21 protein-coding genes and 1 pseudogene are annotated in these 18,878 nt (G+C 63.3%); 8 read left to right on the forward strand and 14 right to left on the reverse strand.

All coding sequences use genetic code 11. The features are described 5' to 3' along the window. The first annotated feature begins 165 nt into the window (after positions 1 to 165). Positions 166 to 1,122: a DNA-binding protein YbiB gene (ybiB, locus tag A985_RS0106925; RefSeq protein WP_017232671.1), complete on the forward strand. Its 957-nt coding sequence runs from the start codon at positions 166 to 168 to the stop codon at positions 1,120 to 1,122. Positions 1,123 to 1,323: 201 nt separating this feature from the next. On the opposite strand, the gene A985_RS0106930 is transcribed toward ybiB, so the two are convergent. Beyond that, entirely contained in the window at positions 1,324 to 1,707 is a 384-nt protein-coding gene (locus A985_RS0106930) for a nuclear transport factor 2 family protein (RefSeq protein ID WP_017232672.1), read from the reverse strand. A 220-nt stretch (positions 1,708 to 1,927) separates the two neighbouring features. Here A985_RS0106930 and rpoH point away from each other — a divergent pair, with 220 nt between their 5' ends. The 5 genes from rpoH to cydX all read left to right on the forward strand — a co-directional run bounded on the left by rpoH (position 1,928) and on the right by cydX (position 6,467). After that, positions 1,928 to 2,866 carry an RNA polymerase sigma factor RpoH gene (rpoH, locus tag A985_RS0106935; RefSeq protein ID WP_026131720.1) on the forward strand — a complete coding sequence of 313 codons (939 nt, stop codon included), beginning with the start codon at positions 1,928 to 1,930 and terminating at the stop codon, positions 2,864 to 2,866. Positions 2,867 to 3,250: 384 nt separating this feature from the next. Then, complete coding sequence (cydP, locus tag A985_RS0106940) at positions 3,251 to 3,571, forward strand: cytochrome oxidase putative small subunit CydP (RefSeq protein ID WP_017232674.1); 321 nt, start codon at positions 3,251 to 3,253, stop codon at positions 3,569 to 3,571. Then, positions 3,561 to 5,165: a cytochrome ubiquinol oxidase subunit I gene (locus A985_RS0106945; protein ID WP_017232675.1), complete on the forward strand. Its 1,605-nt coding sequence runs from the start codon at positions 3,561 to 3,563 to the stop codon at positions 5,163 to 5,165. The genes cydP and A985_RS0106945 overlap by 11 nt, the downstream gene beginning before the upstream one ends. A gap of 27 nt (positions 5,166 to 5,192) precedes the next feature. After that, positions 5,193 to 6,329, forward strand: a complete 1,137-nt coding sequence (gene cydB, locus A985_RS0106950; protein WP_026131722.1) for a cytochrome d ubiquinol oxidase subunit II — start codon at positions 5,193 to 5,195, stop codon at positions 6,327 to 6,329. Between the two features lie 15 nt (positions 6,330 to 6,344). Continuing rightward, complete coding sequence (cydX, locus tag A985_RS27390) at positions 6,345 to 6,467, forward strand: cytochrome bd-I oxidase subunit CydX (RefSeq protein ID WP_017232677.1); 123 nt, start codon at positions 6,345 to 6,347, stop codon at positions 6,465 to 6,467. Between the two features lie 86 nt (positions 6,468 to 6,553). Here cydX and A985_RS0106960 read toward each other — a convergent pair whose 3' ends face one another. From A985_RS0106960 to A985_RS0106980, 5 genes are all read right to left on the reverse strand, one after another. Further along, positions 6,554 to 7,156: an SCO family protein gene (locus A985_RS0106960; RefSeq protein WP_026131723.1), complete on the reverse strand. Its 603-nt coding sequence runs from the start codon at positions 7,154 to 7,156 to the stop codon at positions 6,554 to 6,556. Positions 7,157 to 7,300: 144 nt separating this feature from the next. Then, a complete protein-coding gene (gene cyoE, locus A985_RS0106965; protein WP_017232679.1) occupies positions 7,301 to 8,206 on the reverse strand; it encodes a heme o synthase in 906 nt (301 codons plus the stop codon). An 18-nt stretch (positions 8,207 to 8,224) separates the two neighbouring features. Then, positions 8,225 to 9,412 (reverse strand): heme A synthase, encoded by a 1,188-nt coding sequence (locus A985_RS0106970; RefSeq protein WP_017232680.1) that lies wholly within the window; start codon positions 9,410 to 9,412, stop codon positions 8,225 to 8,227. A 76-nt stretch (positions 9,413 to 9,488) separates the two neighbouring features. Continuing rightward, positions 9,489 to 10,121, reverse strand: coding sequence for a hypothetical protein (locus A985_RS0106975; protein WP_039829973.1), 633 nt, complete (start codon positions 10,119 to 10,121; stop codon positions 9,489 to 9,491). Between the two features lie 7 nt (positions 10,122 to 10,128). After that, positions 10,129 to 10,857 carry an SURF1 family protein gene (locus A985_RS0106980; protein WP_017232682.1) on the reverse strand — a complete coding sequence of 243 codons (729 nt, stop codon included), beginning with the start codon at positions 10,855 to 10,857 and terminating at the stop codon, positions 10,129 to 10,131. Between the two features lie 137 nt (positions 10,858 to 10,994). Between A985_RS0106980 and A985_RS0106985 the strand changes: the two genes are divergently transcribed. Further along, a complete protein-coding gene (locus A985_RS0106985; RefSeq protein WP_026131724.1) occupies positions 10,995 to 11,198 on the forward strand; it encodes a twin transmembrane helix small protein in 204 nt (67 codons plus the stop codon). Between the two features lie 325 nt (positions 11,199 to 11,523). Here the strand turns inward: A985_RS0106985 and A985_RS0106990 are convergent, their stop codons facing one another. The 7 genes and pseudogenes from A985_RS0106990 to A985_RS0107020 form a co-directional block, all read right to left on the reverse strand. Next, positions 11,524 to 12,384: a cytochrome c oxidase subunit 3 gene (locus tag A985_RS0106990; RefSeq protein WP_017232684.1), complete on the reverse strand. Its 861-nt coding sequence runs from the start codon at positions 12,382 to 12,384 to the stop codon at positions 11,524 to 11,526. A 39-nt stretch (positions 12,385 to 12,423) separates the two neighbouring features. Then, entirely contained in the window at positions 12,424 to 12,645 is a 222-nt protein-coding gene (locus A985_RS0106995; RefSeq protein WP_017232685.1) for a DUF2970 domain-containing protein, read from the reverse strand. Next, positions 12,638 to 13,255: a cytochrome c oxidase assembly protein gene (locus tag A985_RS24505; RefSeq protein WP_017232686.1), complete on the reverse strand. Its 618-nt coding sequence runs from the start codon at positions 13,253 to 13,255 to the stop codon at positions 12,638 to 12,640. Before A985_RS24505 ends, A985_RS0106995 begins: the two co-directional genes overlap by 8 nt. 120 nt (positions 13,256 to 13,375) lie before the next feature. Further along, positions 13,376 to 13,495 carry a cytochrome oxidase small assembly protein gene (locus A985_RS29020; RefSeq protein WP_017232687.1) on the reverse strand — a complete coding sequence of 40 codons (120 nt, stop codon included), beginning with the start codon at positions 13,493 to 13,495 and terminating at the stop codon, positions 13,376 to 13,378. A gap of 2 nt (positions 13,496 to 13,497) precedes the next feature. Continuing rightward, entirely contained in the window at positions 13,498 to 15,090 is a 1,593-nt protein-coding gene (gene ctaD, locus A985_RS0107010; protein ID WP_017232688.1) for a cytochrome c oxidase subunit I, read from the reverse strand. Positions 15,091 to 15,137: 47 nt separating this feature from the next. After that, positions 15,138 to 16,355: pseudogene (coxB, locus tag A985_RS24510) on the reverse strand (cytochrome c oxidase subunit II); the annotation flags it as partial. Positions 16,356 to 16,395: 40 nt separating this feature from the next. Continuing rightward, a complete protein-coding gene (locus A985_RS0107020) occupies positions 16,396 to 16,869 on the reverse strand; it encodes a DUF2244 domain-containing protein (protein WP_017232690.1) in 474 nt (157 codons plus the stop codon). Positions 16,870 to 17,448: 579 nt separating this feature from the next. On the opposite strand from A985_RS0107020, the gene A985_RS0107025 reads away from it, so the two are divergent. Continuing rightward, positions 17,449 to 18,276 carry an autoinducer binding domain-containing protein gene (locus A985_RS0107025; protein WP_017232691.1) on the forward strand — a complete coding sequence of 276 codons (828 nt, stop codon included), beginning with the start codon at positions 17,449 to 17,451 and terminating at the stop codon, positions 18,274 to 18,276. Here the strand turns inward: A985_RS0107025 and A985_RS0107030 are convergent. After that, positions 18,224 to 18,871 (reverse strand): flavin reductase family protein, encoded by a 648-nt coding sequence (locus tag A985_RS0107030; RefSeq protein WP_017232692.1) that lies wholly within the window; start codon positions 18,869 to 18,871, stop codon positions 18,224 to 18,226. The genes A985_RS0107025 and A985_RS0107030 overlap by 53 nt on opposite strands. Between the last annotated feature and the right edge of the window lie 7 nt (positions 18,872 to 18,878).

An 18,878-nucleotide genomic window follows, 5' to 3' on the forward strand; every position in this document is an offset into this window, starting at 1 on the left:
GGCGCCGGCGTCAAGCCTCAGGGGCCGCGTCTGAACACGAAATGGTACTTCAAGCGCTGGTCGCGATGACACTTGATTGCGTATGATGGATGGATATCCGGCGGCAGGATCACAGCGGCTCGCCCGTCCCCTGCACCGCCCCCGCGACCCCAACACCGACGTGCCATGACCTCTGCCGCTCCTTTCGCCTGTGCACCGCTGCTCAAAATCATCGCTCGCGGGGCGAAAGGCGCACGGGCACTCAACGCCGACGAGACGCGTACCCTGTTCGACGCCATCCTCGCCGGCCGCGTGGCCCCGGCTGAGCTGGGCGGGGTTCTGATCGCCTATCGCATCAAGGGGGAAACGCCGGTCGAACTGCGCGCGATGCTCGACGCCGCACACGCGACATTTACGCCGCTCATCGCCCCCACCGACGCCCCGCCACCGGTGCTGCTGCCCAGTTACAACGGCGCGCGCAAGCAACCGAACCTCACGCCGCTGCTTGCCTTGCTGCTCGCCCGCGAGGGGATTCCGGTACTCGTGCACGGTCAGCATCACAGCGGCGCGAATCGCGTGGGCTCCCAGGCGATCTTTACCGCACTGGGTCATGCCGCCTGTCAATCGGCGACCGAGGCCGAGGCGGCACTGCGAACGCGTCGTGTCGCCTATCTGCCGATTGCGGCGCTTTCCCCGGCGCTGGAGCGACTGCTGGAGATGCGTTCGGCGCTGGGTGTTCGCAACTCCGGCCACACCGTGGTGAAGTTGTTGCAGCCGTTTGCCGGTCCCGCGTTGCGGCTCGTGAATTACACGCACCCGGAATATCGCGAAACGCTCAGTGAGATGTTTGCCGACGCGGCCAACAGTCCGGCGCCGGGCGTGCTGCTCGCGCGGGGCACGGAAGGTGAACCGGTCGCGGATGCGCGCCGTCAGGCCGCCATCGACGGCTTTTCGGATGGGGCTTACCAACTTTGGCAGGAAGCGGAAGACGGCGCGACGGGCACGCCGCCGATGCTCCCGGCGGCCGACGCACCGGCAACCGCGCGGTGGATTGAAGCGGTGCTGGCCGGCACCGTTGCCGTGCCCGCGCCGATCGCCCGGCAAGTCGAGGTGATTCGTCAGGCACTGGGGCGCATCCAATAGAAAGCCGTCGCACGCGCTCCAGCGACGCTCGAGCGCAACGGCGAGGCCCCCCCCTGGACTTCGACGCCCCGCACCCGAACACAATCAATAATTTTCGGAACAATTCATTCCGAAATTAATCAAATATGCTGTTTTGAGGCACATATCCAGCGAGTGCCAGGGGAACGCGGGGCCTAATCGGCCTGACGAAATACTGGCGATTCAGTCGGTCGACGCCATGCGAGTCGCCTGCCACGAAATGAGGTGCCATTCGTTGGCCTCAAGCACGTGCACCGCCGTATAAGCCATTTGCGACTCGAGCGAGCCGGTGGCGGTTTCCAGTTCGACCTTCAGCTTGCCCGTGACGACCACGGTGTCGCCGAACTGGCGCAGTTCCTGTGCGCGGATATCGATGTCGAGGTAACGACGGCGGCCCGAGGTGAGCGCGTCGAGAAATTCGCGTTTGCTTTCGCGTTTGCCATTCGAATGAACGTAGTGGAGACCGTCGGCCAAGAGGGCGTCGAGTTGTTCGACGTCCCCTTCGACCATCGCGTCAAAGCGCGCCGACTCGCGTTCGCGTACCGCGTCAATTTGCTTCTCCGCCATGTCGACCTCCCGTCGTCTTCGCCCCAAACGCGCGCGGCTTGGGTTGCAATTTACACCATCCGCGTGACGTTTGCGCCAGTGACTTTCCCCGTTTGATGGGGGGTGCTGGAAAACCCCGAGATTGCGGAAACTTCCCGCCCGGTAAGGGTTCTAACGTCTTTAGCACTCATTCGAAGAGAGTGCTAAAATGCTTTCCAGAGGCTAACCAGGAGTCTGCCACTTGAGTACTGCCGCCACTTTGCATCCGACGACGCCGGCCACCGGCACGGCGCCGACTTCGCGAGCCCTTGCGTTTGCCCCGTCTGCATTGATGCTGCCGGGCAGTCTGGGCAATATCGAAAGCTATATTCAAGCCGTCCATCGTATTCCGCTGCTTACCGCCGAGGAAGAGCAGTCGCTTGCCAAGCGTCTGCGCGAGAACGACGACCTCGAAGCCGCCCGTCAGCTCGTGCTCTCGCACCTGCGCCTGGTGGTGTCGATCGCGCGTAACTACCTCGGCTACGGTCTGCCGCACGCCGACCTGATCCAGGAAGGCAACATCGGCCTGATGAAAGCCGTCAAGCGCTTCGATCCGACCCAGGGGGTGCGACTCGTGTCGTACGCCATGCATTGGATCAAGGCCGAGATTCACGAGTATGTGCTGCGCAATTGGCGCACGGTCAAGGTTGCGACGACCAAGGCCCAGCGCAAGCTGTTCTTCAATCTGCGCAGCCAGAAGCAAGGCCTGCAGGCGTTCACGCCGGACGAGATCGATCAGGTCGCCCGCGATCTGAACGTCAAGCGCGAAGACGTCGTCGAGATGGAAACGCGCATGTCGGGCGGCGATATCGCCCTCGAAGGGCATAGCGACGACAGCGACAGCGCAAGCTTCGCCCCCATCGCGTATCTGGCCGACTCGCACCAGGAGCCGACCGCCGTGATCGCCGCACGCGAGCGCGACCGTCTGCAAAGCGATGGCCTGCAAACGGCCCTCGGCCGTCTCGACGCACGCAGCCGCCGCATCATCGAAGCGCGCTGGCTGTCGGTGGCCGACGACGGCAGCGGCGGCGCCACGCTGCACGAGCTGGCAGACGAATTCGGCGTGTCTGCCGAGCGCATCCGTCAGATCGAAGTCGCCGCAATGAAGAAGATGAAGGGCGCGCTGCAAGCCTCGGCGTAACACCTCGATCGGATTGTCGACGGCAATGCGACACGTTGCCACACGACATCGCCGGCACCGAAACCCCGTGAGATCCACGGGGTTTTTTTATTGGACTTCGAAAGTTCGCGCTTCATTTGCGTCGAACTTGATGCATCGCAATGTCGTCGGCGAGCGCGGTCGATAGAATCAATCTGTCTGTACGTGGCCATGCTACGTGCGAAGGACGGCCCGGGGGCCGTTCGCTGCGCCGGACCCGTGTTTCGAATCCGCATCGAACTGGCGTCGTCGGCGTGTCATCCGCCCCCGCGCCGCGGTTTGACATTTTCAAGCGATGAGGCAAAATGCGGCGAAAGTCGACGCGGTTTCCGACACAACGACTTTCGACGCCAGGAGCCGTCACGGATGGACACCCACTCTCCTAGCAGTCTGAAGCCTCCCGCCACGGCCGCGCCTGTCGCGGCGTCGCGTCCTGCCATCGCCGCCCTGCGTGCCTGGGCGATGCAGCGCTGGCGCAACCGCCCGTCCCGCTTCATGTTCGAAATCCTGATCGTCCTCGCGATCAAGGTAGCACTCCTTTTCATCCTGAAGCACGCGTTCTTCGACGCTCCGATGGCCAAGCACATGCAATTGCCGCCGGATGTCGTGGCGCGCGCCCTGATCGGGCCGCAAGCCGTCGAAGCGCCATCCCCCACCCCAAGTCAAGGTGTCCGCCATGATCAGTAGCGAAGTCGTTGACCTCTCGCGCCTGCAGTTCGCCATAACGGCGTTGTATCACTTCCTGTTTGTCCCGCTCACCCTGGGCCTGTCGTGGCTGCTTGTCATCATGGAATCGGTCTACGTGATGACCGGCAAGCCGATCTACAAGGACATGACCCAGTTCTGGGGCAAGCTCTTTCTGATCAACTTCGCGATGGGCGTGACCACCGGCCTCACGCTCGAATTCCAGTTTGGCACCAACTGGGCGTACTACTCGCACTATGTGGGCGACATCTTCGGCGTGCCACTTGCGATTGAAGGCCTGATGGCGTTCTTTCTCGAAGCCACGTTCGTCGGCCTGTTCTTCTTCGGCTGGAACAAGCTCTCGCGCATCGGCCACCTGGCCACCACGTTCGCGGTGGCACTGGGCTCGAACCTCTCGGCGTTGTGGATTCTCGTGGCCAACGGCTGGATGAACAATCCGGTCGGCGCGCACTTCAACTACGAGACCATGCGCATGGAGTTGACCAGTATCTGGGACGTGATCTTCAACCCCGTGGCCCAGGTGAAGTTCGTGCACACGCTCTCGGCCGGCTACGTCACCGCCGCCATGTTCGTGCTCGGCATCTCGGCCTGGTACCTGCTCAAGCGCCGTGACGTGCCGTTCGCGCTGCGCTCCTTCGCCGTCGCGGCCGGCTTTGGTCTGGCCTCGACGCTGTCGGTCATCGTGCTGGGCGACGAATCGGGCTACACCACGGGCGAAGTGCAGAAGGTCAAGCTCGCCGCCATCGAAGCGGAATGGGAGACGGCCAAGCCGCCTGCATCGTTCACGCTGTTCGGCTTCCCGAACCAGAAGGAAGCGCGCACGGACTATGCGGTGAAGATTCCCTGGGCGATGGGCCTGATCGCCACGCGCTCGATCGACACGCCGGTGATCGGCCTCACGCAATTGCGCGACGAACACGAGGAGAACATCCGGCGCGGCATGCTCGCCTTCGCGGCCCTCGAGAAGCTGCGCGGCGGCGACACGTCGCCGGCCATGCACGCCGAGTTCGACAAATACAAGGACGATCTCGGCTACGGTCTGCTGCTCAAGAAGTACACGCCGAACGTCGTCGACGCCACGCCTGAGCAGATCCGCCTGGCCGCCAACGATACGATTCCGGCCGTCGCGCCCGTGTTCTGGTCGTTCCGCGTCATGGTCGCGCTGGGCTTCCTGTTCCTGTTCACGTTCCTCTGGGCGTTCTGGCTGTGCGCACGTCGTCGTCTGCTCAAGCCTCGCTCGGCGTGGTTCCTGCGCTGGACGGTGTGGGCGATTCCGCTGCCGTGGATCGCCATCGAATTCGGGTGGATCGTCGCCGAGATGGGGCGTCAGCCGTGGACCATCGCCGGCGTGCTGCCGACCCACCTTTCGGTCTCGTCGCTCTCGGCAACCGACCTGTACCTGAGCCTCGCGGGCTTCATCATCTTCTACACCGCGTTGCTCATCGTCGAAATGTTCCTGATGGTGAAGTACGTCAAGCTCGGCCCGTCGTCGCTGCACACCGGCCGCTATCACTTCGAGACCGAAGGGACCGACGGCGCGGCCATGGTTGGCAAGCGTCCGACGGCTTCGGTCTGATCGTCAGGGAGACACCACATCATGATGATCGATTACACCGTACTCAAGCTGGTCTGGTGGGTGCTCATCGGCGTACTGCTGATCGGCTTCGCCTTCTTCGACGGGTTCGACATGGGCACGGCCACGCTGCTGCCCTTCCTGGGCAAGACCGACGCGGAGCGCCGCGTCATCATCAATACGGTCGCGCCCACCTGGGAAGGCAACCAGGTCTGGTTCGTGACGGCGGGCGGCGCCATGTTCGCCGCCTGGCCGCTCGTCTACGCGGCGGCGTTCTCGGGCTTGTACTGGGCGCTGCTGCTCGTGCTCTTCGCGTTGTTCCTGCGCCCGGTCGGCTTCGACTACCGCAACAAACTGCCGAGCGCACGCTGGCGCAATTCGTGGGACTGGGCGCTGTTCGCCGGCAGCGTGGTGCCGTCGCTGGTGTTCGGCGTGGCCTTCGGTAACTTGCTGCTCGGCCTGCCGTTCTCGTTCGACGACACCATGCGCTCCACGTACACCGGCTCGTTCTGGGCGCTGCTCAATCCGTTCGCGCTGCTGTGCGGCCTCGTGAGCCTGCTGATGCTGCTCACGCACGGCGCGGCCCATCTGCGCATGAAGGCCGATCCGATCGTGGCCGAACGTGCCGGACGCATCATGCGCCTCACCGCGCTGGGCACGCTGCTGCTGTTCCTCGTGGCGGGCGTGCTCGTCGCCACGCATGTCGACGGTTTCGCCATCACGAAGATGGCCGCGACCGACTCGCCGGCCAACCCGCTCCTGAAGCAGGTCACGACGGGGCCCGGCCTTTGGCTCTCGAACTATCAGACGTACCCGTGGATGATGGCGGCACCGATCGTTGCCTGTTTGTGCGCCCTGCTCGCGGCCCTGCTGGCGACCAGCCGGGCCTACGCGTGGACGTTCGTCGTCACTGGCCTGATGATGGCTGGCATCATCCTCACCGCGGGCTTCTCGATGTTCCCGTTCGTGATGCCCTCGGCTACTGTGCCCGGCAACAGCCTGACGGTCTGGGACGCCACCTCGAGTCAGCTCACGCTGCAAATCATGCTCATCGCCGTCGTCGTCTTCCTGCCCATCGTCCTGCTCTACACCGGCTGGGTGTATCGCGTGATTCGTGGACGCGTGACGATCGAGACGGTCAACGACAACCCGCACACGATGTATTGATCAAGGAGTCGCGACATGTGGTACTTCTCTTGGATTCTCGGCCTCGGCCTCGCGCTCGCGTTCGGCATCATCAATGTGATGTGGTTCGAAGCGCATGACGACCTCGAACGCCGCAGTCAGGAAGGCAATGGCCCCTGAGCGCTCCCGCTCGGGGCCGGGTCGGCAGAAGTGAAAATCGCGCCCCTCAGGGCGCGATTTTTTTGTACGCCACGCGCGATGCCGACTCAGCTCAGCAACGTGTGCAGATCCTTGGCCATCGCATCGACCGATTCGTCGGGACGCATGAACAGGCGCAACTGACCGCTCGGGTCGAAGACATAGATGCCCGCGGTATGGTCGATGGTGTAGTTGGTCGGCGTGGAGCCTTCCACCTTGTTCACCACGACGCGGAACGACTGGGTAACGGCCTTGAGCGCCGCATCGTCGGCCGGACGCAGCCCCACGAACGTCGGGTTGAACGCAGGCGCATACTGCCCCATCAGTTCCGGCGTATCGCGCTGCGGATCGACGGTCACGAATACGACCTGCACGCGTTGCGCGTCCGGACCGAGCTTCTGCATGACCTGATTGAGCTGCGCCATCGTGGTCGGGCAAACGTCTGGGCAATGCGTGTAGCCGAAGAACAGCACCACCGCCTTGCCCTTATAGTCGGCGAGCGTGCGCGTCTTGCCCTGCGGATCCTGCAGCGAGAAGTTTTGTGCAAACGCCTTGTTGCCGGTGATATCGAGACTCTGGAACGTCGGGCCGTCGTTGCCGCAGGCGGCGAGCAGCACGGTGAGTCCCATCAGCAACAGCGCGCGACGCAACCAGATGACAGCCAGATTCATGAACGAATGCCCCAAAAACGGATGAAAAAATGCGTCGCGCAAAGACAACAGGCGCGCCGGCCAGGAATACCGTAACGCGCCTGTCATCGTGACTCAAACGACTGTGGACCACGAACCCGTGACTGCAACGCCAACGGCAAGGGCTTAGCCGAGCAGGAAGATCTGAACGTAATGATCCACCAGCAGTGCGGCAAACAGCAGCGACAGGTAGATGATCGAGTAGCGGAACATCGATCGCGAGAGCGCATCGGAATAGTGGCGCCACAGCTTGATCGCGTAGCCGAGGAAGATGCCCGAGAGCACGACCGCCGAAATCAGGTACACGTAACCGCTCATGCGATGCGCGAACGGTAGCAGGGACACCGCAAAGAGCACCACACTGTAGAGCAGGATTTGCAGACGCGTGTATTTCTCGCCGTGCGTGATCGGCAGCATGGGCAGCCCCGAATTCACATAATCCTGACGGCGATAGAGCGCGAGCGCCCAGAAATGTGGCGGCGTCCAGACGAAGATGATGAGCACCAGTATCCAGGCATCCGCCGGCACGGCGCCGGTGGCCGCGGCCCAGCCGAGCGCCGGCGGCATGGCCCCCGACGCGCCGCCGATCACGATGTTCTGGGGCGTGGACGGCTTGAGGATGATGGTATAGATCAGCGCATAGCCGACGAATGTGGCCAATGTGAGCCACATCGTCAACGCATTGGTAAACGTATAGAGCACCGCCATGCCGGCTGCGCCGAGGATCGTCGAGAAGACGATGATCTGCCACGGCGCGATCTCGCCACGAGCGGACGGCCGCCACGCCGTGCGGCGCATCAGCGCGTCGACGCGTTGCTCGATCAGGCAATTCACGGCGAAGGCGGATCCAGCCAGCAGCCAGATACCGAGGGTGCCGCCGATCAGCACCTGCAGCGGCACCATGCCCCGCGTGGACAGGAACATGCCGATCACGGCGCAGAACACGGCGAGCTGCGTCACACGGGGCTTGGTCAATGCCCAGTATTGTGCGATACGGCTCGCCGGCGGATGGGGAAGGGTCGTGCTTTTCATACACTCAGAGGCAATGCGCTACGCCGAGCCAGTCGGGGCGCCGGCGAGTGGAGCGGCAGCCGGCTGCGCTGCTGGGAGGGGCTTCTGGCAGGCCGGAAGGTCATCAGCCTGATCGCTCAGGCGGGCCGCCATTAACGCCGTTTTGGCGGCGCGGATGCGGAAGTTTAACATAACGAGCAATAGCAGCAGGATCGCCGCCCCGCCATTGTGGGCGATGGCGTTGAGCAGCGGCCATTGGAAAACGATGTTCGACAATCCGGTCGCGAATTGCACGAACACCAGGATCAATACCAGGATCGATGGCTTTCTGAGCGCGGCAAAACGTCGCAACCGGCTCGCCAGCCAGGCCAGATACGCCACCACCACCACCGCGAACGTGCGGTGCACCCAATGGATCGCGACCAGCGCGTCCATGGGAATCACCTCGCCACCGGCCGTTTTCCCCAGCGCGCGCCAGAGCCTGAAGCCGTTATGGAAGTCCATCGGCGGCACCCATTGGCCCTGACACGTCGGGAAATCGGTACAGGCAAGCACTGCGTAGTTGGTGCTCACCCATCCACCGAGCGCGATCTGGAACACCAGCAACACCAGTCCGAAGAGTGCGGCCCAGCGCCAGCGCAGCGCGCCGGGGTCGGCCGCCACGCTGGCGAGCGGCATCTGGCGCGATGCCAACCAAACGAGCGACGCCAATAAAGTGAGCGCCAACATCAAATGTGTCGAGACGATCACTGGCTGAAGCTTCATCGTGACGGTCCAGGCGCCGAACGCACCCTGCACGCAAACGAGCACAAACAGCCAGGTGGCGAGCCAGGGTGACTGCTTCAGTTCGCGTCGCTTCACCCAGGCCGTCACCATCAGCGCAATGATGAGCACGCCCACGGCCATGGCAAAGTAGCGGTGAACCATCTCGATCCACGCCTTGACGAACGTCACCGGACCGCTCGGCAGCAGCAACTGCGCGGCATGAATGTCCGCATGGGCGGCGAACGGCGACGACGTGCCGTAGCAGCCCGGCCAGTCAGGACACCCGAGCCCCGAATCCGTGAGCCGCGTGAAGCCGCCGAACATGATCAGGTCGAGCGTGAGAAAGGTCGTTACCCAGGCCAGTTTGCGGTATTTGTTCGCGTCGCGGCGCAGCAGCACCCAGCCCAGCGGCAGCACCGCGATACACAGGCCGATAAAGCCCAGTTCCAGAAGGTAAAGCATCGGTTTTACGTCAGGTCTTCGTCATGTCCGGTGCGCCATTGCACACGGTCTCGTTGCGGTTGTCGGGTCTCGCCCCTCAACCCGTTCCCGACCACTTGAGCAGACGCGACAGATCGCGCTTGATCTTGCTCGGGTCGGCGTGCTTCGGGAACGCCATCATCAGGTTGCCCAGCGGATCGACCAGATAGATGTGGTCGCTCACCTGGGTGCCGTCCTGCGTTGGCAGCCAGGCGGCCAGTGCGGCAGGATCGACGCGCAGACGGCGCGTGTCCGGATACGCGCTGTCGATTTTCTGCGGCACGGAGGCGGCATCCGTCACCAGCCAGAGCGTTTCCACGCGCGTGCGCTCATTGCCCTGCAACACGCGAATCTGCCGCATGTAGAAGAGCTTGCTCACGCAATTCTCGTCGCAAGCGGCCGTGTCCGCGCTGATCATCAGCCACTTGCCTTTGAGCGACGACAGCGGCAGCGTCTGCCCCGTCTCGTCGTCGCGCGCCACCAGCGCGGGCAGCGGACGCTGCGGCTCGATCAGCTTGCCGTAGGCCGACGTGCCGCCCTGCGGCTTGAAGACGTAATACATCAGGTACGCCGCCAACGCCGGCGCCGCACACACGACGAACAGCAGCACCAACATACGCCGCGCTCGGCGTCGCTGCGCCGGGTCGATGGCGGGGCCGTCGGCGTGCCCGGGATTCACCTCTGTACTCATGTTCGCCTCATGCCCGCTTGAAGTGGTTGTCGGGGGACGCCGCCAACCGGCGTCCTCGCCGATACGCCAGACGCAAGCCCAGCAGCGCGAGCACCAGCGACATGCCGGCCCACTGCGCCATATACCCGTAGTTGCGATCCGCCCCGCTGGCCGGCGCAGGCCAGTCGCGCAACAGATGATCGCCCGTGTCGTTCGTTTGCATGATCACGAACGGCTGCAGCGGCAGCGCCGATTCGCGCGCGTAATCCGCCACGTCGAGGTTCTGGCGAATCGTCATCCCCGGCGCAGAACCGCCTTTGCCCAACTCGAACGCCCGCGACGGGTCCGGCTGCGCCAGGCCTTCGATGGTGACGTCACCGGCTGGGGTCGCGTACGGCATGATCGACGTGCGATCGCGCAAATCGCGGGGCAACCATCCCCGATTGACGAGCACCACGTGATCCGGTGCGATCTGCAGCGCCATCACCACATAGAAACCGGGCAGTTCGTTGCGGGGACGATTGTCCAGGTACACCACGCGGTTCTGCAGGAAGCGTCCCGTGACGCGCACGCGCCGGTTCGCCACGTCACCGAGCGTGTAAGCCTGTGCACCCAGCACGAGTACCGGCGCGTGTTCGGCCTGCTCGATCTGCGCCTGACGCGCCAGACGCATCTGGGCACGATCGTATTGCCACACACCAAGCGCCGCCGTCAGCATCACGGCCAACAGCACCAGCACCGCCGGCACCGGGCGCATACCGCGCAAAAGGGTTTTCAACACATCCATTCCTTGTCTGACATCGCGACGCAGGCGGGCGATCAACACACCGCATTGCAGCGTGCCAGCGCGTGTTCGTTGCCCGATAATGTCGCATCATTGTGATCGGACACATCATGCGCATTATCGTTGCCATCGCCTTCGTCCTGATTCTCGGCAGTCTGGCGTCCGCATTGTTTTTCATGATGCGGGACAAGGGCGGATCGAATCGCACCGTGCATTCGCTCATGGTGCGCGTCGGCCTGTCGGTGACGCTGTTCCTGCTCATCCTGTTCGCCAACTGGATGGGGTGGATTCACAGCACGGGCATACGATACTGAGTCCCGCGCCGCTTCTCTGCGGCAAAACGCCGCACCCCATGCCCACCCCACGGGTTCGATCCACGTCATGCGACGGGTCATCGCGCGGCGTCATGGCTTGCCGGCCGGCGGCGGTCGTGCGACATAAAGCCGCATTGCGTCCGCATCCGCCTCTCGCCTCGTCCATCCCCGCCATCCCGTCCGTCCGGCCGGCCATCGAGCCGTGAAAGCGCGTGCCGGGCGCGGCCTCGCCTCGCTGCCCTCGCCTCAGCCCCCGCCATCACTGCAAAAGGAAACGCCGCCGGAATCCGGCGGCGTTCCCCCGATGCACAGACGGCTGTCGGCGTCAGAGCCAGTAGACCACCACGTACAGTCCCAGCCACACCACGTCGACGAAGTGCCAGTACCACGCGGCGCCCTCGAAGCCGAAGTGATGCTCCGGTGTGAAGTGCCCCTTCATCATGCGCACCATCATGACGGTCAGCATGATCGCGCCCAACATCACGTGAAAGCCGTGGAAGCCGGTGAGCAGGAAGAACGTCGAGCCATACACGCCCGAGGTCAGCTTCAGGTTCAGCTCGGTGTAGGCATGGTGATACTCGTACGCCTGGAAGCCCAGGAACGTGAAGCCCAACGCGACGGTGGCGAACAGCCAGAAAATCGCGCGGGCGCGATGGTTGGCGCGCAGCGCGTGGTGCGAGATCGTCAGCGTGACGCCCGAGGTCAAGAGCAGTGCCGTATTGAGCGTGGGGATCGGCCACGGGCCCATCGTCTCGAAAGCGTCCACCACGCCGGCCGGGCCGGCGTTCGGCCACACGGCGCTGAAGTCGGGCCAGAGCAGCTTGTTGTCGAGATCGCCGAGCCACGGCATCGCCAGGGTGCGGGCGTAGAACAGTGCGCCGAAAAACGCCGCGAAGAACATCACCTCGGAGAAGATGAACCAGCTCATGCCCCAGCGGTAGGACGCGTCGATGCGCTTGCCGTACAGGCCGCCCTCGGACTCGGCAATCGAGTCGCCGAACCAGCTACGCAGCACCCACAGTACCCACAGCAGGCCGGCCAGCGCCGTCCACGGGGCCCACGGTTGTCCATTGACCCACGCGGCCGCCGAGCCGAGCACCACCAGCAGGCCGACACTGCAGCTCACAGGATGGCGCGACGGGGCCGGCACGAAGTAGTAAGGCGCCGTTTGGTGTTGACCACTCATTCTTATCTCTCCAGGCTTGGTTCTCTTTGTCGATGCCACTCACGTCGCGAGCCGAATGGCGAGCTTCGCCAGCAATACCAGCGCCACGACGAACAGGATGCCTCCGATCAGCCCCGCGACGATCAGATGCACAGGGTTGAGCTGCGCCATGTCGCGGTCATGATCACGCCCCTTGCGCACGCCGAAAAACGACCAGAACACGGCTTTGATGGTCTGGACGAATGACAGCTTGCGCTGGGTCGCCTCCTTCAAGTCATCCATTGCTGCCCTTGCCTCCCCCCGTCGGTCCTGCGTTCAACTCGCCAGCCTGGGCACCGGTTGCGGTATCCGCGCGCGGACTGACGTCGTTCTTGCCGAGATCGAAAAAAGTATAGGACAGCGTAATCGTATTCACATCCTTGGGCAGCTTCGTGTCCACCACGAAGACCACCGGGTATTCCTTGGCCTCTCCGGCCTTGAGTGTCTGCTGCGTAAAGCAGAAGCACTCGATCTTCTTGAAGTAGCTCGCGGCCAGCGCCGGCGCATAGCTGGGAATCGCCTGTGCACGCACCTCATGCGACTGCTGATTCGCCACTTCGTACTCGATGGTCGCGATCTGCCCCGGATGCACCGTCAGACTGCTCTTCGCCGGCTTGAAGCGCAACGGGCCCTGGGCATTGGCGTCGAACTCGACGGTGATCGTGCGGCTTTCGTCGACCTGCGAATTGCGAGCGGTGATCTCGGTCGCGCGATCGCCCAACTGGTTGATACCCACCAGATTGCAGAACGCCCGGTAGAACGGCACCATGGCGTAACCGAAGCCAAACATCACCACGACCATCAGCAGAAGCTTGCTGAAGGTGCGCACATTGATTCGTCGCAAACCGCTCATATTCGCCTTGCCGGTTCCCCGCTTGACGGCCGTCAGTCCTCCGATGCCGTCGGTTGCCGTGTGCTGCCGTGAACCGGCTTCTCGTACCGAGCGTCCCGTCGGTGCGACGGGACGTCCGGATCAGATGCCGCCCACCAGCTTGACCTTGATCATCACCCCGAAGAAGAACACCAGCACGACGGAGCCCAGGATCAGCCCCGTGCGCAGGTTCTTCGCGCGTTGCTCGCGAGTCGCAGCCATGATCAATGCACCTTCGGCGGCGTCTCGAACGTATGGAACGGCGCCGGGCTCGGCACCGTCCACTCGAGGCCCTCCGCACCATCCCACGGCTTCGCTTCGGCCGCCGGGCCGCTGCGCCACGTCGGCAGCGCCACGAAGAACAGGAAGTACACCTGCATCAGGCCGAAGGCGAACGCGCCGATCGTCGCCACCTGGTTGAAATCCGTGAACTGCGCCGGGTAGTCCGCATAGCGACGCGGCATGCCGGCCAGCCCCAGGAAGTGCATCGGGAAGAACGTCACGTTGAACGAGATGAGCGTTCCCCAGAAGTGGAATTTGCCACGCCACTCGTTGTACATGTGGCCTGTCCACTTCGGCACCCAGTAATAGAACCCTGAGAAGAGCGCAAAGAGCGAACCGGCCACGAGCACGTAGTGGAAGTGCGCCACCACGTAGTAAGTACCGTGCATCTGGATATCGAGCGGCGCCATGGCGAGCATGAGGCCGGTGAAGCCGCCCATCGTGAACACGAAGAGGAAGCCGATGGCGAAGAGCATCGGCGTCTCGAACGTGAGCGAGCCCTTCCACATCGTGGCAACCCAGTTGAACACCTTCACGCCCGTCGGCACCGAGATCAGCATCGTGGCGTACATGAAGAAGAGCTGGCCCGTGACCGGCATGCCCGTCACGAACATGTGGTGCGCCCACACCATGAACGACAGGATCGCGATCGACGCCGTGGCGTAGACCATCGAGCTATAGCCGAACAGCGGCTTGCGCGAGAACGCCGGAATCACCTGCGAGACGATCCCGAACGCCGGCAGAATCATGATGTACACCTCCGGATGTCCGAAGAACCAGAAGATGTGCTGATACATGACCGGATCGCCGCCGCCCGCCGCGTTGAAGAACGACGTGCCGAAGTGACGGTCCGTGAGCAGCATCGTGATCGCGCCGGCGAGCACCGGCATCACGGCGATGAGCAGATAGGCGGTAATCAGCCACGTCCACACGAACATCGGCATCTTCATCAGCGTCATGCCCGGCGCGCGCATGTTGAGGATGGTCACGATGATGTTGATCGCGCCCATGATCGACGACGCGCCGAGAATGTGCGCGCCGAAGATCGCCAGATCCTGGCCCGGCCCCATCTGCACCGACAGCGGCGCGTACATCGTCCAGCCGGCTGCCGTGGCGCCGCCCGGCACGAGGAACGACGAGAGCAGCAGCAGGCCGCCGACCGGCAGCAGCCAGAAGCTGAAGTTGTTCATGCGCGCGAAGGCCATGTCCGACGCGCCGATCTGCAGCGGGATCATCCAGTTCGCAAACCCCACGAACGCCGGCATGATCGCGCCGAAAATCATCACCAGCCCGTGCATGGTGGTGAGCTGGTTGAAGAACTCCGGACGAATGAACTGCAGGCCCGGTTCGAACAACTCCGTACGGATCATCAACGCCATCACGCCGCCCGAGAGCAGCATGACAAACGAGAAGATCATGTACATCGTGCCGATGTCCTTGTGATTCGTCGCGAACAGCCAGCGACGCCACCCATGCGGATGGTCGTGCGCGTGATCGTCGTGACCCGCCACGTGATCGTGAGCGATGGAACTCATACCCAATCTCCTTCCTCGAACTGGTCGAACGGCACTTAACTGTTCTTCGCTGCGCCAGCGTCGGCAGCCCCTGCGGCCTTGGCCGACTTGTTGCCACGCGCTTCGCGCACCTGTGCCGGCTGAATCACGTCGCCGGTCTTGTTACCCCACGAATTGCGCTCGAATGTGATCACCGACGCAAGCTCAACATCGTTCAGATGCGACCAGTTAGGCATCGCATTCTTGCCATGCAGCACGATGCTGATGTGATCGGCCACCGGTCCGTTCGCGATCTTCGAGCCGTCGAGCGCCGGGAAGGCGCCGCCGCCCTTGCCGTTCGGCTGGTGACACACCGCGCAATTCGACGCGTAGACCTTCTGGCCGCGCTCCATCAACTCCTGCACGGTGTAGGTCTTGTTCGGATCGTCGGCCGACGCGGCCATCAGCTTCTTCTGCGACTCGACCCACGTGTTGTAGTCCGCTTCCGAGACGACCTTCACCACGACCGGCATGAATGCGTGTTCCTTGCCGCACAGCTCGGTGCAGAAGCCGCGATACTCGCCGACCTTTTCAGCCTTGAACCATGTGTCGCGCACGAAGCCCGGAATCGCGTCCTGCTTGATGCCGAAGGCCGGTACGTAGAACGAATGAATGACGTCGTTGGCCGTGGTGATCAGACGCACCTTCTTGTTGACCGGCACGACCATCGGGTTGTCGACTTCCTGCAGATACGTGTTGCTCTTCGGCGACTCCCCGTCGATCTGGCTGCGCGGCGTGGTGAGCGTGGAGAGGAACTTGATGCCCTCGCCGTCGCCCTTGAGGTAGTCATAACCCCATTTCCACTGATAACCGGTGACCTTGATCGTGAGATCGGCGTTGGTGGTGTCCTTCATGGCGACCACGGTCTTCGTGGCGGGCAGCGCCATCAGAATCACGATGATGAACGGCACGACGGTCCAGATCACTTCGACCGTGGTGCTTTCATGGAAATTCGCGGCTTGATGGCCCTTGGATTTGCGGTGCTTGAAGATCGAGTAGAACATCACGCCGAACACGCCGAGGAAGATCACCAGGCAGATGATCAACATCATGGTGTGCAGGCTGTGAAGCTCTTGCGCGAGTTTCGTGACCGGCGGCTGGAAGTTGAGTTCGTTGACGGCCGGCCCCCCGGGCATGTCCGTGACCGCCGCCAGGGCCGGAACGCAGGCGAGCAGCGAGGCGCCCGCAAGGAAGGCCGCCAAGGCGTGTTTCGTTTTTTTCATAGCTTCCTTACCCAAAATTACCATCCAAACCTCCCTGGCGGTCGCCCGAGATTGTCTCCATCTCTCAGGCCTGTTGGGCAAGACAACGGCGCAGCTCGCGCGCAAACGTTTCGCGGCGATGCGGCGCAAGGTAGGCACCGACAGTGACCGAGCGGCTACCCGAGCGCAAGACAATGCGCAAACGCGGCGGCTTCTCGATGTCGATGCGCACCCAGCGGGGATTGAACTCGTACTGCGTCAACCTCTGTGCTGAACGTTGCTCGACCACAAGGCTCACGGGCGACAACCGAATGACCTCGTAATCTGTGGCATGCCGGGCATGAATGACAAACGCAACGCCCACCACGAGCAAGTCCAGGCCTGTGAACGGCAAGACCAACCACCCACCGCGCCACGCCGCAATCAAGGCAACACCCAGCGACACGGCGGCCAACGACAGGTAGAACAGGACAAACTGGCGCGGCGATATCGCGCAGTTGCGCTTGTGCTTCCATTCCTTCGTCACCGAATCGGCATCGGAAGAAGAGGCTGCGAGCATCGCCGTCACCCGTGGGGCATTTTGGGTCTTTCATGTCCGACGGCCGGGAACTTGCTGCGTCCGGGCCGCGACAAACTGCCGCATTATAGAACGCGCCTTCTCCAAGCGACAACATTGATACCGAGTATTTGGCGCACCATAGCATTCTCCTGAACTCATTGATGCAAAAGGGAAATCCGTTTATTCCCCTAGTCTGAAATCGCGACGGCGAAGCGACTACGGGATACTCCCTATGCGTCATCGGTTTGACACATTGCAGCAACGCGACGACTCGTTGCGGTGTCCTGACTACCCGAAGCGCCCCTCGCCAACGACCGTCACCCCACTAGTCCAGCACCGCGTCACGCCAATCGCGCAACGCGGAGCACTCCGGCCGCCTTCGCTGCGATGCGGGATTCGTCCGATATCCGTCAACCGTCGATACGGCACCATGGGGCGCGTGCGACGTTATGTCGCGCCCTGAGGCGGCGCGCCGCGGCGGCTGCACGGCGGATGCGCGCCGGCCCCTTGGCGACCCTCGATGCGCGCGACGATACAACGCGTGCTAAAACCGAAACCTGTTCCCCACCTCGCCATGCCATGCGTGCCACGCGTTGCGTCACTCCCCGCTCGTTTGCCGACGGTCTGAGCGCCTTGCGCTCCGCCACCGACTTCGATGCCTTGTGCGCCCTGCTGCAAACGTTGTGCGGCTCGCTCAGCCACCGTTATTTCAGCTATCGCGGACATTTCCCTCTGCCAGGCGGGAAACGGGCAACGCCTCGACTCGGCAACTTGCCGCAGGCGTGGCAAGCGCACTACGACGCTCAGCGCTACGCGAACGTCGATCCGGTGCTGGCGCGCGCCAGCCGGCAACTCACCCCCGTCGAATGGACGCCAACGCTCTATACATCGCCCGATGCCCGGCGGCTGCTTCGCGAACAGCGCGCCGCGGGCATGCGCTACGGAGTGACGTATCCGGTATTCACGCCGTCGGGCGCGTCGGGCATGTTAAGCCTCTCATCGACCCGCCCGCCTCCCTGCTATGGGCGGGCACTCGGCGCGCCTGCCTGGAAGCCGCATGCCGGCGCGTTGTTGGCGATGCATGTGCATGAAGCCGTGTGGCGCATCGTGCAACGCGACGCCGTGCATCACGGCGCCCCTGTGCTGACACCGCGCGAGCGCGAGTGTCTGCGGTGGGTGGCGCGCGGCAAGACGTCGTGGGAAATCGGGCGCATTCTCACGCTCTCCGAGCATGGTGTGGTGTTTCATCTGCGCAGCGTCATGCGCAAGTTCGACGTCTCGAGCCGCCATCGGGCCGCGAAGCTGGCGAGCGATTACGGCCTGCTGGACGACTTCGCCGGCAGCGTGTCGCCCGTCATTGGCTCCGCGCCGCAAGATCGGCGAGCGTCTTGTATCGCGTCAACGTGAAGGTGTCGCTCGCGGCATTCACGAACGATCCGCCGCCCAATCGCCCCACGGGACGGAGCGTCTGCAAATCCACGTGATGCGTGACAGGGTCGAGCAACGCGTCGTCGACATGGACCGCAACGACGGTGCCGAGCACGACCCATCCGCCGCCCGGCGCGGCGCTGATCTCGATAATGTCGCGGACCTGGCATTCGTACGCGACCGCAGCCTCCTGAACCCGCGGCGGCCGCACGCGCGACGAGGCAACCGGGGTCATGCCGGTGAGCGCGAACTCAGACTCGCCGGGCGGCAACGGCGCCGCCGAGAGATTCACGGCCTCGATACACGACAGGCTCGCCACGTTCACGACGAACTCCGGCACCGACTCGACGTTGAGCAACGTGTCCTTCTTTCGCTTCGGTGCCGGCGGCACCACCGGGCAGAACAGTACCGTCATCGGCACACAGCACACGCCCATGAAGTACGCATAGGGCGCCAGATTCGGCCGGTCTTGCGCATCGACGGTACTGACCCATGCGATCGGCCGCGGCAGAATCGTACTCATCATGAAGTTGTAGCGACTTGCCTCGTCGAGCGTCGCCGGATCCAGTTCCATGTCGTCT

Source organism: Pandoraea sp. B-6, from assembly GCF_000282835.1.
Lineage (GTDB): Bacteria > Pseudomonadota > Gammaproteobacteria > Burkholderiales > Burkholderiaceae > Pandoraea > Pandoraea cepalis.